The 14,417-nt window shown below is 39.7% G+C and carries 14 protein-coding genes and 1 pseudogene; 12 read left to right on the top strand and 3 right to left on the bottom strand.

Going from position 1 to position 14,417, the window contains the following annotated elements; genetic code table 11:
- Positions 1 to 208 precede the first annotated feature (208 nt).
- The 3 genes from Q0X89_RS06700 to Q0X89_RS06710 all read left to right on the top strand — a co-directional run bounded on the left by Q0X89_RS06700 (position 209) and on the right by Q0X89_RS06710 (position 2,295).
- Positions 209 to 385 carry a hypothetical protein gene (locus Q0X89_RS06700; protein WP_297692414.1) on the top strand — a complete coding sequence of 59 codons (177 nt, stop codon included), beginning with the start codon at positions 209 to 211 and terminating at the stop codon, positions 383 to 385.
- Positions 386 to 544: 159 nt separating this feature from the next.
- Positions 545 to 967 (top strand): PH domain-containing protein, encoded by a 423-nt coding sequence (locus Q0X89_RS06705; RefSeq protein ID WP_297692416.1) that lies wholly within the window; start codon positions 545 to 547, stop codon positions 965 to 967.
- A gap of 41 nt (positions 968 to 1,008) precedes the next feature.
- Positions 1,009 to 2,295: a serine hydrolase gene (locus Q0X89_RS06710; protein ID WP_297692418.1), complete on the top strand. Its 1,287-nt coding sequence runs from the start codon at positions 1,009 to 1,011 to the stop codon at positions 2,293 to 2,295.
- Positions 2,296 to 2,314: 19 nt separating this feature from the next.
- Here Q0X89_RS06710 and Q0X89_RS06715 read toward each other — a convergent pair whose 3' ends face one another.
- Positions 2,315 to 2,974: an aspartate kinase gene (locus Q0X89_RS06715; RefSeq protein ID WP_297692420.1), complete on the bottom strand. Its 660-nt coding sequence runs from the start codon at positions 2,972 to 2,974 to the stop codon at positions 2,315 to 2,317.
- A 51-nt stretch (positions 2,975 to 3,025) separates the two neighbouring features.
- On the bottom strand, positions 3,026 to 3,385 hold the full coding sequence (locus Q0X89_RS06720; RefSeq protein WP_297692422.1) for a YraN family protein: 360 nt from the start codon (positions 3,383 to 3,385) through the stop codon (positions 3,026 to 3,028).
- 278 nt (positions 3,386 to 3,663) lie between these two features.
- Between Q0X89_RS06720 and Q0X89_RS06725 the strand changes: the two genes are divergently transcribed.
- From Q0X89_RS06725 to Q0X89_RS06765, 9 genes and pseudogenes are all read left to right on the top strand, one after another.
- On the top strand, positions 3,664 to 4,989 hold the full coding sequence (locus tag Q0X89_RS06725; protein ID WP_367177025.1) for a DUF1800 domain-containing protein: 1,326 nt from the start codon (positions 3,664 to 3,666) through the stop codon (positions 4,987 to 4,989).
- 11 nt (positions 4,990 to 5,000) lie between these two features.
- Entirely contained in the window at positions 5,001 to 6,695 is a 1,695-nt protein-coding gene (locus Q0X89_RS06730; RefSeq protein ID WP_297692424.1) for a DUF1501 domain-containing protein, read from the top strand.
- A gap of 141 nt (positions 6,696 to 6,836) precedes the next feature.
- Positions 6,837 to 8,936 (top strand): methionine--tRNA ligase, encoded by a 2,100-nt coding sequence (metG, locus tag Q0X89_RS06735; RefSeq protein ID WP_297692426.1) that lies wholly within the window; start codon positions 6,837 to 6,839, stop codon positions 8,934 to 8,936.
- A gap of 4 nt (positions 8,937 to 8,940) precedes the next feature.
- Positions 8,941 to 9,843: a histone deacetylase gene (locus tag Q0X89_RS06740; protein ID WP_297692428.1), complete on the top strand. Its 903-nt coding sequence runs from the start codon at positions 8,941 to 8,943 to the stop codon at positions 9,841 to 9,843.
- 83 nt (positions 9,844 to 9,926) lie between these two features.
- Positions 9,927 to 10,982 carry a nucleoside hydrolase gene (locus Q0X89_RS06745; protein ID WP_297692430.1) on the top strand — a complete coding sequence of 352 codons (1,056 nt, stop codon included), beginning with the start codon at positions 9,927 to 9,929 and terminating at the stop codon, positions 10,980 to 10,982.
- Positions 10,983 to 10,984: 2 nt separating this feature from the next.
- Positions 10,985 to 11,884, top strand: a complete 900-nt coding sequence (rbsK, locus tag Q0X89_RS06750) for a ribokinase (protein ID WP_297692432.1) — start codon at positions 10,985 to 10,987, stop codon at positions 11,882 to 11,884.
- A gap of 11 nt (positions 11,885 to 11,895) precedes the next feature.
- Positions 11,896 to 12,891 carry a GRP family sugar transporter gene (locus Q0X89_RS06755; protein WP_297692433.1) on the top strand — a complete coding sequence of 332 codons (996 nt, stop codon included), beginning with the start codon at positions 11,896 to 11,898 and terminating at the stop codon, positions 12,889 to 12,891.
- A gap of 89 nt (positions 12,892 to 12,980) precedes the next feature.
- Positions 12,981 to 13,277, top strand: a pseudogene (locus Q0X89_RS06760) (ferritin); the annotation flags it as partial.
- Positions 13,258 to 13,515 carry a septal ring lytic transglycosylase RlpA family protein gene (locus Q0X89_RS06765; protein ID WP_297692434.1) on the top strand — a complete coding sequence of 86 codons (258 nt, stop codon included), beginning with the start codon at positions 13,258 to 13,260 and terminating at the stop codon, positions 13,513 to 13,515. The pseudogene Q0X89_RS06760 and the gene Q0X89_RS06765, both read left to right, overlap by 20 nt.
- Before the next feature lie 26 nt (positions 13,516 to 13,541).
- Here Q0X89_RS06765 and Q0X89_RS06770 read toward each other — a convergent pair whose 3' ends face one another.
- Entirely contained in the window at positions 13,542 to 13,739 is a 198-nt protein-coding gene (locus Q0X89_RS06770; protein WP_297692436.1) for a hypothetical protein, read from the bottom strand.
- Positions 13,740 to 14,417: the final 678 nt, after the last annotated feature.

Below are 14,417 nucleotides of genomic sequence, written 5' to 3' on the forward strand. Positions count from 1 at the left end.
ATGTATTCCTTATCTATAGCTACGCTTACTGAACACCATGTTATTGAGGTCTCCGGCCTCAAAAAATCAACCATCATGAATAAGAAAAAAGAACGTGAGCCACCTAAAGTGATCAATTAAATTGAGTTTTGCAGAAAATAACTCTTCGATTAGAACAAATTATAAAGCAGAGGGCATATATTGGATTGTATTATAAATAAAATAGCAAATGAAAAAAGGAAATAGCTTAGCTTTAGGCATAACATTTGGAGTTGCCATTGGAACTGCAATAGGAGTTGCAACAGATAATTTGGGATTGTGGCTTAGTTTAGGGATAGCGATAGGTGCTGCAATGGGGACTTCACTCGCGCCAAAGAACAAAAACGCTGATGATGATAAATCCTGATTTGCTTCACTTAGAAGATGCAGAAAATGAAATTTGTATAATATAATTGTAGATTCGTTTTTAAATATAAGCAAGTAAAAAGCATTGCGGCTAACTGTCCGTATATACCAATGGGTTAACAACTCAACCGCTACATATATCCGGGCAACCGAAATTAAAATGAAGAAATATCCATCAAAAATTAGCCACGGTCTAGTACTCATAATTCTGGTCATAATAATTGGAAGCACTATTCCTATGGTTTCACCGCCAATATGGCCGGGTTTACTAATTAACCTTATGGTCCTGGTCTTTATTTTCTATCTGTTGTTGAACACCTATTATGTAATCTCTGGAAATTTTTTAGTCGTCAAATCAGGCTTTATAGTCAACAAAAAAATTGATATCACAACAATTAGAATAGTATCAGAAACCAATAACATCATAAGTGCTCCGGCTGCATCCTTTGACCGGCTAAACATTGTTTACAAACAGCACAATAGCATCCTCATTTCACCCAGGGATAAAACTGAATTTATTGACCATCTTAAACGTATTAATCCCAAAATAGTAATTCAATATAAATCAAAAAAAATGTTGTAATTATACGATGAACTAAAACTTTTTTTAACCAAAATGAATCTATGATGAATAAGTTAAAACTATTAGCTGTAGTAGGTTTTTTGCTACTTGGATTTGCGTGTAAAGAATCTGATAAGCCTCAAAGCGAATCTAAAAATGCTCCGGTTGTAATTGATAATTTGGCGGTTCAAAGAATTGACTCTACACTAAAAAGTTTTATTGACTCCGGGAATGTAGCAGGGGTTTCTGCCCTCATCTATGAAAATAATAATGAAGTCTATTATAACGCTTTTGGTTATGCAGATCGAAAGAAGAAGAAACCAATGGACCGCAATACTATTGTGCAAATCTATTCCATGACCAAACCTATAACCGGCACTGCACTTATGACCCTTTATGAAGATGGTGCTTTTGAGTTAGACGATCCGGTTGCTAAATATGCCCCTGAGTTTGCCCATATGAAAGTCTATGAAAGGGAAGATGCAATGGGGAATCCTATTCTTACAGATCCCAGGCGGCCGATGACCATCCGTGACCTTACCCGTCATACCGCCGGATTTGGCAGGAACGCAGACATTCCGGGTCTCGGCAAAATGATAAAAGAAGCTGACGCTTTAAACAGGAATAATACCCTGGTTGAAATGGCTCAAAAAATGGGCGAAACACCGCTGTTTTTTCATCCGGGAGAACAATGGGAATACGGTCCCTGTGTGGATGTCCAGGCCTTTTTGGTTGAACGGATTTCCGGACAGCCTTATGGTGAATATGTCAGGGAAAATGTTTTAGATCCGTTAGGCATGCAAGAGACACGGTACTATGTCCCTGAAGAGGATCGTGATCGTTTTTCTGCAATGTATTTCCGGGAAACCCCGGGCCATCTCAGGCAACTGCCCGATGAGGAGGCGAAATCCGATTATTTTAATCACTGGCCTTTAACCAGGGGCGGCTCTGGCCTTACTTCTACTCTAGACAATTATATGCGTTTTGCTCAAATGATGGTTAATGAAGGAACACTGGATTCCGTTACTATTCTTAAGCCAGAAACGGTAAAGCTAATGTCTACGAATCATTTGGATGACAGCATTGAAAAAAGGTCCTTCCTTCCCAGCAAGGGACAGGTTGGTTTTGGTATTGACTTCGCGGTAAGATTGCGTCCGCCGGCATCTAAGGAAGAAAACAACGGTATAGTTGGTGAATTTTTTTGGGATGGAGCAGCAAGTACCCTATTTTGGATAGACCCGGTAAATAAACTTACAGCTGTCCTATTTGTACAACTGTTTCCTTATGACCAAATAGGTCTGCACAAAAGTTTCCGTGATGCTGTATATGGACCCATTAAGCCCAATTAGCTGAAATTTATATCCCTGTTTACAAAGACTTTAAATCCTTAATAGTTTTGAATGCGATATCTACCTGGTCATCATTTACCAGGATTGTAAATTCATTGGTAGTGGAAATTACTTCGTATAAAATAATTCCCTCCCATGCCAATCGCTGAAAAATGAAATAGTAAATGCCCGGAACAGAAACATTCTCTGCCGGGAGTTTTACAGTAATCGAAGATAGGTTTTCTGCCTTTTGCGTACACTTTTCATCCTTAAGTAACTTTTCTACAGTATTGTCCAGACTATTACTAACCACAATATTAAGCTCATTAACCCCTCTGGACGAAGTATAAAATACCTCCTTGTTTTTGTTAACCTCATCGAGCAGTTTCGTTTGGTTTTCTAAAATGGTATCAGATACCAGAAAAGTAAAATCCGTTAGTGATGAACGAACCGTGATTTCTCCAATATTCTTAAGGACTTTTATGATTTTGTGGGTTGCCCTGAATTCAAGATCATCCGACAATCGCTTAAGAGCCATTACTATAGCCCCATTGCGAATATCCTTTCCCAACTCTTCCTGAATGTCTGGTTTAATTATTCTGGACAGTGAGGTAAGGTTAATAATTCCCTGGGCAAGCGCACTTTGTAAAAAGGGTTTCTTTTTTATGTAATGCTCTACAACGGAGGAGATGGTTTTCATAACTTAAGTATTGCGGTAAAAATAACATAATGTTATAAATAAAACAAATATTTAAAAATGATAGAAAGCGTCTTCGAAATGCTCAATGAGAAATTTGTTGTTTTCTTTAAGGATGGTAATGATGTCAAATCTAACTTCCTTATCCAATTTATTTGTATTTATATAATAATCCGCCGCAGATACCAGCAACATAATTTTCTTTTTACTCACCGTTTCAGCTATTTGTTCAAAATAGACTGAACTTCTCGATTTTACTTCAATTATTGCAATTATACTTCCCTTTTGCGCAATGATGTCAATTTCTGCTTTCATATAGCGGTAATTGCGACATATTATGAGGTATCCTTTTTTTACTAAATATGCGGCGGCTAATTCTTCTCCTTCCTTCCCGAAATCATTATGCGCACCCATAATTTCCTCTATTTCTTAAAAAATGAAGCAGTTTGTCGAAAAAATCGGCAACCCCGTCCTAATTTCAGTAAGAAGATTGTAATTTCCCTGCAGAATAACGAAAATACTTGGAAGACCATAATATCCACTAAGTTTAAGCGTTAAGAATTTGCCCCTAAACACATGAACGTTCTTAAAGCCTAAAAAACTATGGAATACTTCGTTAATTGTAATACCTCTACATTAGCGGCGCAGATGCCAGCGCTTTGGTAAATAGTCTGATCAATGAAGCAGTCACTATGCCCCCCACTCCTGCTCCTGCATGGGCAGATTGGAACAACAGCAACTATCCGGCCGACGATGATCTGGCCAGACAAGTTAGACGTGCCCAAAGTGAGGAATGGAGAATAAGCTATACCAATGGCTTGTTGAACAACAATCTCAGGGAACGGCTAAGCTTTTTCTGGAGCAACCACTTTGTTACAGAGCTGGATGTTTATGATTGTAATTCTTTCCTTTATTATTATGTGAATTGCCTTCAAAGAAATGCGATTGGCAATTTTAGAACCTTTGTTAGTGAAATTGGCCTTACAAGTGCCATGCTTTACTACCTGGATGGTGTATATAATAATGGTAATAACCCCAATGAGAATTATGCAAGGGAATTGTATGAACTTTTCTCATTAGGTGAAGGAAACGGTTACACTGAAGAAGATATCATTGAAACAGCTAAGGCTCTTACCGGCTATGTTGAAAGAGGTGAAATAGGTTGTGAACAGGTTCTTTTTGATCCCACCCGATTTGATGCCGGCCCTAAAACCATTTTGGGCCAGACCGGTAATTGGGGTTATGATGACGTTATAAACATCCTCTTTCAGGAAAGGCCTAATGAAATAGCCGGCTTTATTTGTGGAAAATTATATGAGTATTTTGTTCATCCCGATTCTAGTGATGATGCAGGGAATGCACAAATGATAATTTCAGGCATGGCCAATACTTTTGTTGCCAACAACTTTGAAATTGCCCCTGTACTTGCAGAACTTTTCTCTAGTGAACACTTTTTTGATGATGAAGCTATAGGAGTAATCATTAAAAGTCCGTTTGACATTTATCTTAATCTAATTAATGAAACCAATTTCGCCTATGATAATGGAACTTTACTTAATGTGATTGATACCAGCCGACTTTTAGGTCAGGAACTTTTTGACCCTGTTGATGTTGCCGGATGGCAGAGAGACAGGACATGGATTAATACCAACTTTATGATCGGGCGATGGCTCTCTGCTGAAGTATATCTGGAAATGTTCTACCAGAATAACCCGCAGCAGTTCCGTACGCTGGCCATGGATGCAGTTGGTGCCGCTGACAATAATACTAGTAATCCTGAAACTGTGGTAAGAGCCATAGTAGATAAAATTACCCCAAAAGGATTGCTTACACCTCAGGATTTTGAAAATGCAATGTCTGTTTTCAAAATAGAAGACGTACCGGAAAACTATTACGGTCCGGATTATATTCCTGGTGGACTTGGATTATGGATGCTTTCCGTTAGCCCGGAAGTACCTTCACAAGTATTCTTATTGCTTATGCATTTATCCAGACAACCTGAGTTTCAACTAAAATAAAACCTACGACTATGTCTAATAATCATTTACCTATAAATATAAAGAATAATAACGGGCACGACGAGGAGCATAAGTATTGGAGCCGTCGATCCTTTTTACAGGCATTGGGCATTGCCGGGTCTGGTTCAATGATGCTCGGCAGTAACATGCTGACTGCATCTGCACCGTCCCCACTGACCGCGGCTATTGCCAATGCCGATACAGATAGTATTCTGATCCTGATACGTTTATCAGGTGGTAATGACGGACTGAGTACCGTTATTCCTATTGAACAGTACGATACTTATGCCAATGCAAGGCCTAATATCTATATTCCTGAAAGTAAGATCCTTAAACTTACAGATGAGTTTGGAATCCCTACATATATGAATTCCCTGGAACCCATGTGGGGTGCCGGGCAAGTAAAAGCGGTTCATGGTGTAGGTTATGAGAATCAAAGTTTATCGCACTTTACAGGATCTGATATCTATGCCAATACCGATTTGACAACTACCGGTTTCGATGGACTGGATACGGGTTGGATGGGTCGCTATTTTGAAAATATTTATCCCGATTACCTCGTAAACCCACCTGCAGCTCCGGCCGCCATTCAAATTGGAAATTTTGGCAGTCTGGTATTCCAGGGCGAAGAAACCAACTATGCTTTCGTTACTTCGAATATTGATCAGCTTGAAGAAATTGCCGAATCTGGAGTTCAGTATAGCCTTGATGACAGTTTGTTTAACAACTGTATGTATGGAGATCAGCTTAAGTTCTTAAGAGGAGTGGCTAATACTACCTATGAGTACTCCGGACTTATACATGAAGCCTATGAAAGAGGACAAAATCAGGTTGAGTATCAGGACAATGGTTTTGCAAGGCAATTAGCCCTTTTGGCAAGGCTCATTAAAGGTAATTTAGGCACAAAAGTATACATGATCTCAATGGGAGGCTTTGATACCCACGGTAATCAACCGCTTGCCCATGAAAGATTAATGTCCAATTTGTCTATTGCCATCAATAATTTCTATGAAGATATTGCATTCACGCAACAAGATGAAAAGGTATTGAGCATGACATTTTCTGAATTCGGAAGACGAATATTCGAAAACGGCTCAAATGGTACAGACCACGGTAAAGCTGCCCCTACCCTATTTTTCGGTTCAGGACTAAATGGCAGTGCCTTTGTAGGGGAGCACCCTTCCCTGGAAAGTCCTAACGGGCGTGGAAATCTGGAATATACTATGGACTTTAGGGACCTATATGCCACGGTGCTGGCTGAATGGCTTTGCGTGCCAATACCATTGGTAGAGCAGCACTTGCTTGATCACCCTTATGCACCTGTAGATCTTGGCTTTAATTGTAGTGGTGTGGAATTCCCACCTATTGTATATAGTGATGAACCACCAACGCCTCCAATGCCTGAGGATCCGGTTGCAGAAGACCCAACTCCGGAACTACTGGAAGCAATTGTACACAAACCATTTTATCCAACTAACAGTACGCCGCATATCTATTTAGAAATGCCTTTTACTGCTCATGTTGATATTCAATTATATAATATCCTGGGGCAAAATGTTGGAACTGTTTATAATCAGATTATGGCCGAAGGTTCTGCCGAAATTAACATTAGGGAGAATTTACCATCGCATCTGTCTACCGGTAAATACATTTACAGGATACAAGTTTCAGACAAGAAAATGTCTAAATCGATAATGGTAGCCTAGGTTACCCCTACTTTGCATAATTGCCCCCGGACATCAGTAATCCCCTATAAAGGGATCTGGTGTTCCGGGGGTTTTCTTTTTGTGGGGTACTTGGTGTTTGGTCTGAAATAATAGTTATTTTTGTGCCTTAATCTGTTTTTGATGTCGGAACACCTGCATAAACCTGCCAGATATACAATCACTGCAGCTTTGCCTTATACTAATGGCCCTATTCATATTGGGCACCTGGCCGGGGTATATGTTCCTGCAGACATCTATGCAAGATACCTGAGGTTAACCGGGAATGATGTAGCTTTTGTTTGCGGAAGTGACGAACATGGGGTTGCAATACCCATGAAAGCTAAAAAAGAAGGTGTTTCACCAAAAGAACTTATTGATAAATACCATGGGATTATAAAAAAATCGTTTACAGATTTTGGAATTTCATTTGATAATTATTCTCGTACCTCCGCTCAAATTCATCATGAAACCGCCGGAGAATTTTTTAAAACCTTATACGAACAAGGTGATTTCTTAGAAGAAGAGACCGCCCAGCTTTACGATGAAGAAGCACAACAATTTCTAGCAGATCGTTTTGTAATCGGTACTTGCCCTAAATGCGGGTACGAAGAGGCTTATGGAGATCAATGTGAAAACTGCGGTTCTTCACTAAATGCGACAGACCTGATAAATCCGAAATCGACAATCTCCGGAGCCATTCCAACTCTTAAAAAAACCAAACATTGGTTCCTCCCTTTAGACAGGTATGAAGCCTTTTTAAAAGAATGGATCATAGTTGGTCATAAAAATGATTGGAAACCCAATGTTTATGGGCAATGCAAATCATGGATAGATGATGGCTTAAAACCAAGAGCCGTAACCAGAGATCTGGATTGGGGAATTCCTGTTCCAGTCAAAGGTGGTGAAGGAAAAGTTTTATATGTATGGTTTGATGCCCCTATAGGATATATTTCATCTACAAAGGAATGGGCAGCAAGAACCGGAAAAGACTGGGAACTATACTGGAAGGCAAAAGATACCAAGCTTGTACATTTTATAGGCAAGGACAATATAGTTTTCCACTGCATTATTTTTCCTAGTATGCTCAAGGCGCACAAGGATTACATTTTGCCTGAAAACGTTCCGGCTAATGAATTTCTCAACCTGGAGGGGAACAAATTATCTACTTCGAAGAACTGGGCTGTTTGGCTTCACGAGTATTTGGAAGAATTCCCCGATATGCAGGATGTCTTGCGCTATGCCCTTACGGCAAATGCCCCGGAGACCAAGGACAACGATTTTACATGGAAAGATTTCCAGGCACGAAATAATAATGAATTGGTTGCCATTTTTGGGAATTTTATAAATAGGGTTGTGGTGCTTACCAATAAATATTTTGACGGTGTGGTCCCTGATCCAAAGCAATTTACGAAGGTTGATAAGGACACTATAGACACCTTTAAAAAATACCCTGAAATTATTTCAGACTCCATTGAACGCTACCGTTTTCGTGAAGCAAGTCAGGAACTAATGAATCTTGCACGACTAGGCAATAAATATCTTGCAGATGAAGAACCGTGGAAGGTCATTAAAGAAGATAAAGAAAGGGTGCAGACTATTATGTATGTGGCACTTCAAATAGCGACAGCCTTAGCCGTGCTGAGTGAACCTTTTTTGCCTCATACTTCTGCCAAATTGAAACGAATATTAGCTGTCGAAAAGGATGCAACTTCTGAGAATTCAATTGTTGTTCATCTATCATGGCCCGATGTATCTAATAAAGAGAATCTTCTCCCCAAAAGTCACAAAATTGGAGAGCCAGAATTGTTGTTCCGAAAAGTAGAAGACGATGAAATTACAGCACAGCTGGGTAAACTGGAAGCAACAAAAAAAATCAACGAATCTGAAAACAAAAACATTATGCCACAAAAAGAGACCATAAATTTCGATGATTTTACTAAAATGGACTTACGTGTGGGTACAATTTTAGAGGCAGAGAAAATGCCAAAAACGAAAAAGCTGATGGTTCTTAAAGTAGATACAGGAATAGATACACGGACAATCGTTTCTGGAATCGCTGAAAGTTTTAGCCCCGAGGAAATTATAGGCAGACAAGTAACCGTTTTAGTAAATCTTGCACCCAGGGCATTAAGAGGAGTAGAAAGTGAAGGCATGATCTTGATGACGGAAAATAATGAGGGGAAATTGGTTTTTCTCAATACAGATGAAAAAGGGGTTAAAAACGGAGAGACCATAAATTAAGATAGTGCTTAAGATAGCCTATCATCCTATTTATAATCATCCTTTACCACAAGGGCATCGATTTCCTATGGTCAAATATGAGCTTCTGCCTCAGCAGCTCATTCATGAAGGAACCTGTACTTCAGATAATTTTTTTGAGCCCTGTATTCCGAATGATAAATACCTTGTTGCTGCCCATGACCCTGAGTATTATTACGATCTGCTCAATCTAAAAATTCCTCATAAAGAAGCCCGGAAAATTGGTTTCCCTCTAAGTGAACAATTGGTTGAACGAGAACGAATAATAGCAGACGGCACTATGAAAGCCTGTGAATTTTCGCTTAAGCAAGGCATTGCAATGAATATAGCCGGAGGAACACATCATGCCTTTTCCAACAGAGGCGAAGCCTTTTGCATGCTAAATGATCAGGCTATTGGGGCAAGGTACCTTCAATCTAAAAAACTCGCAGCTCAAATTCTAATTATTGATCTGGATGTGCATCAGGGAAACGGTACCGCCGAGATTTTTAAAGATGATTCCACAGTCTTTACTTTTTCCATGCACGGTGCCAATAATTATCCGTTTAAAAAGGAGTCATCAGACCTGGACATCCCCTTAAAAAAAGGAACAACAGACGGGGAATATTTATCTGTCTTAAAAGATACTCTTACTAATCTTTTCAAGGAGGTCCGTCCCGAATTCGTCTTCTATCTTTGCGGTGTAGATATTCTGGAGACAGACAAATTAGGAACCTTATCCCTCTCTCTGGAAGGTTGTAAAAAGCGCGATCAATTGGTTTTGGAAAGCTGCCATCAGCTACAAATACCGGTTCAGTGCAGTATGGGTGGCGGTTATTCCAAGGACATTAAGAAGATTGTGGAAGCTCATGCCAATACATTTCGATTAGCACAGCAGCTATACTTCTGAATCATAGAAATGGATGATATAATTCTATCACTCTTCTTTCAACTTATTTTGTATTTTAACACCGCCAACTAAACAAACCATTTATGACCTTGGAGCTTAGGCAAATTCCGCACATTACATTGATTTTCATCCTTGCAATCCTTACCTTTTTCAATAGCAGTTGTGGGGATAAAAAAAGGGATAAAATAATTAAAGTAAATACTATCAAAACGCCATCTAAACTTAATGTAATTTTTGATACTGATGCCAATAACGAGTTGGATGACCAACATGCCCTGGCCTATTTATTATTTAATGGTGATACTTTTGACGTTAACGCCGTTACGGTGAACGCAACCTACAACGGTGGCGACATACAGGGGCACTATGATGAAGCGCTTCGGGTGATGAAATTATGTAATTTAAACGATGAGATTCCATTGCTTAAAGGCGCAAATGGAAGTTTTGCCGAAATTATAAATGAGTGGAATCCAGATGATTTTGATGGACAGGAAGGAGTAAACAAGATTCTGGAGGCAACAAAACAAGATACTGTAATTATTATTGCGGTTGGCAAATTAACAAACATTGCCCTGGCTTTAAAGAAGGACCCTTCTTTTGCGGAACGAACTAAAATAGTTTGGCTTGGATCTAACTATCCCGAACCGGGAGAATACAACCAGGACAATGATACCATAGCCATGAATTATGTACTAAACAGTAGTATTCCTTTTGAAATGGTCACCGTCCGCTATGGCAAACCCTCAGGGACCGATGCAGTTAAGGTTACACAGGAAGAAATTAATCAAAAAATGCCAGGTTTGGGACCTATTGCAAAGGAGCCCATTATTGGCAGACATGGAGGTTCATTCAGCACTTTCGGGGACTACTCAGTAAGTCTTTTTGAATATATTGATTACCATGGTAATCCTCCTTCGAGGCCTCTTTTTGATATGGTTGCAGTTGCAATTCTAAAAAATAAAAGCTGGGGAGAGCCTAAAATAATCCCCGCTCCAATCCTGATTAATAATCAATGGATTGAACGCCCTGCTAATCAGCGTAAAATTATCGTTTGGGAAAACTTTAAAAAGGAAGAAATACTGAATGATTTCTACAGTAGCCTTAAGAACCCGGTTTTAGTTACTAAATTAAAAAAATAGAAATGCCAGAAATTGTTGTCGTAGGGAGTTCTAATACTGATATGGTGGTTAAAACACCAAGATTTCCTGAGCCGGGTGAAACCATCCTTGGTGGCGATTTTTTTATGTTCCCCGGAGGAAAAGGTGCAAATCAGGCTGTGGCAGCTGCCCGATTAGGGGGTAAGACAAGTTTTATTTGTTGCGTAGGAGATGATATTTTTGGTGAAAATGCCCTTGAAGGATATAAAAAAGAAGGAATAAACATTAGTGGCGCTTTAATAGTAAAAGGTAAACCTTCGGGTGTGGCATTAATTACGGTAAATTCGGAAGGTGAAAATGAGATTGTTGTTGCATCGGGCGCAAATAACCTATTGTCAAAAGCGCATTTAAAAAGTATATCTATGCTTCTTAGGGGTGCAGATATTATTTTAACGCAGTTAGAAACTCCTCTGTCAATTGTTAGTCACTTGGCAGATCATTGCCGGGAATTTAATCAAAGAATGATCATTAATCCCGCACCCGCGCAGAAACTGCCTGACGAGGTTTTAAAAGAATTATATCTTATTACCCCTAATGAAACAGAGACCAGAATTCTCACAGGCATTGAAGTTACAGACGAGTCATCAGCAATTACGGCCTGCAAAGCCTTTTTTAAAAAAGGTGTTAAAAATGTAATAATAACGATGGGCAGTAAAGGTGCATTTTTTATGAATAATGATTTACATTTCACAGTCCAGGCTCAAAAAGTGAAAGCAATGGATACAACGGCAGCCGGTGATGTCTTTAACGGGGCTCTGGCAGTCTGCCTTTCGCAAAATATGCCATGGAAAGAAAGTATTGAATTTGCCAATAAATCGGCTGCAATATCTGTTACCAAAATGGGTGCACAAACTTCCGCTCCTTTTCTCAATGAAATCAACTAAACTTCCACTATATGTTTATCATAGAATCATATCCAATTGCTGTTTTCTTTTGTATAATTACCATGTTAGCCTGGGGTTCATGGGCAAATACACAAAAACTGGCTTCACCCGACTGGCGTTTTGAATTGTTTTACTGGGATTATGTTTTTGGCATTGTACTCTTTTCATTATTGCTGGCGTTAACCGCAGGTAGCAGCGGAGATGCCGGTAGACCTTTTATTGAGGACTTAATGCAGGCAAGCTCTGAAAATCTAGGTTCTGCTTTTTTGGGAGGGGTCTTGTTTAATGCTGCCAATATTCTTCTCGTTGCAGCGATTACTATTGCGGGCATGTCTGTTGCCTTTCCGGTAGGTATAGGCCTTGCATTAGTCATAGGCGTAGTTGTAAATTATCTGGATATTCCAGTCGGGAATCCAACTATGCTTTTTGGTGGTGTGGGACTTATTGTTGTTGCCATGCTGCTTAATGCAAATGCTTATAAAAAACTTTCGGTAAGTCAGGACAAGGTTCCAACCAAAGGTTTGGTTTTGGCAATTGTAGCAGGTTTGTTAATGGGTTTCTTTTATAAGTATGTAGCTAATTCAATGTTTCCTGAATTTACAAGTCCAATACATGGAAAATTAAGTCCGTATTCTGCGGTATTTGTTTTCGCAGTCGGAATTCTGGGCAGTAATTTTATTTTCAACACATTCCTCATGAGAAAACCTTTTGAAGGAAAGCCCGTAAGTTTTAAGGACTATTTTTCCGGTGGTGGTAAAAACCATCTAATGGGCATCCTTGGTGGTGCCATCTGGTGTGTGGGAATGTCTTTTAGTATTTTGGCTTCAGACAAAGCCGGCCCGGCAATTTCATACGGTTTAGGGCAGGGAGCTACTGTGGTTGCCGCACTATGGGGTATTTTTGTCTGGAAAGAATTTGAAGGCGCCCCAAAAGATGTTCCCAGGCTTCTTAATATTATGCTATTTGTTTATATAGTTGGTCTCACTTTGATCGTAATGGCGAGATAATTATTTTTAAACCATAACCCGTAATAAAATCTTATTGTTTAAGAAGTTCCTAGCAACTAGATTTTGTAACTTTGATAAAAACAGTTATCATGCTTTCAAAAAATATGGAAAAAGCCCTCAACGGCCAAATCAGGATCGAAGCGGAGTCTTCACAGGTATATTTGTCCATGGCTTCATGGGCAGAAGTCAAAGGGCTTGAAGGAATTTCTCAGTTTATGTACAAACATTCCGATGAGGAAAGAATGCATATGTTGAAACTCGTCAAATATGTAAATGAACGGGGTGGACAATCCTCAATATCCGCATTAACACAGCCAAAGGCTGTTTTCGAATCGTTTCAAAAAATGTTTGAAGATTTATATGAACATGAAATTTTTGTTTCGAAAGACTGCCAGCGGAGAACGCTTCAACCAGCTTGCTCTCACCGCAGCACATAGAACACTTCCATTTGGCACAAAGGTACGGATAACCAATGTGAGCAATAATAAGAGTGTCATTGTCAGAATTAATGACCGGGGACCATTTGTTAAAGGTCGGGTGATTGATCTAACCCGCTATGCGTTCAGTAAGATAGCCGATACTGATTTAGGACTTATCAGGGTTAGAATTGAAGTGATTACCTGACCTCCAGCCTGGAAGTCAGTAAACTATCATGCCTGGTAAAGCGTATCAGCAATATCTGAGAATTCGCAGCTAATATTGTTTACTGCCATGAGGGCTCCGATCTCGGGGAGTCGGCATGGTGTATCGATAAAGATACCTGTCCCTCCTTCCTGTTGATCCAGACGGAAGCCCGCTGATGAGAGAAGATCAAGTGCTTCACTATAGCGGTCTACCACGAAGCCCATCACTGTAAAATCCGCCATGTAATTATTTGGGAGCTCCTTATTGCTGATATATGTGGCCCTGCTGATAGTGTCTGAGGGAAGAAGCGCAATTTTAAACATATTGTTTCCTTGATCACCGATCTATTATTGTGAGCATATCATAGCAGGTAAGAAAATCATAAAACCATCTTACACTTTGTTTCAGTGATTCTCCAGAGGCCATCGCACCGCTTTTAAATACCACAAACTGGTGTTACTTGGATTACCAATGATAGAACATTCTTTCGTTAAACTGAGTCTTATCCTTTTAGTAAGCGGTAATCCCGATCACCATTTGAAGTAGTTTGTCTTAAGTTGCCGCTCTACAAGCAACCAGCAGAAAAGATGTATTCTGCAGGTTGCTTGTGAAGTTACTGCTCTTATTGTTGTCAAGGGAGTAAGATATCGAATTGATTTACCATGATTGGAGGTTATTACAAGTGAACAAACATTTTCTTGTTACCGTTAGCAACGATTACGAACATCTTACCGGGATAGAATGCATGTGCTCTTTTTTCAAGAAGCTCTCTGAACATCAGGTCACCCTTTTGCATATTTGCAGACTTGACGCCACTGATATGAATGCGACGCTCATGGAGATGTGGGATAATCCTGATGACAGAGTGCAGGGACGGCCTACGGTGGGGGCTCAAAAGGCAC

This window comes from uncultured Eudoraea sp. (assembly GCF_947258525.1).
In the GTDB taxonomy this organism is placed as follows: Bacteria; Bacteroidota; Bacteroidia; order Flavobacteriales; family Flavobacteriaceae; genus Eudoraea.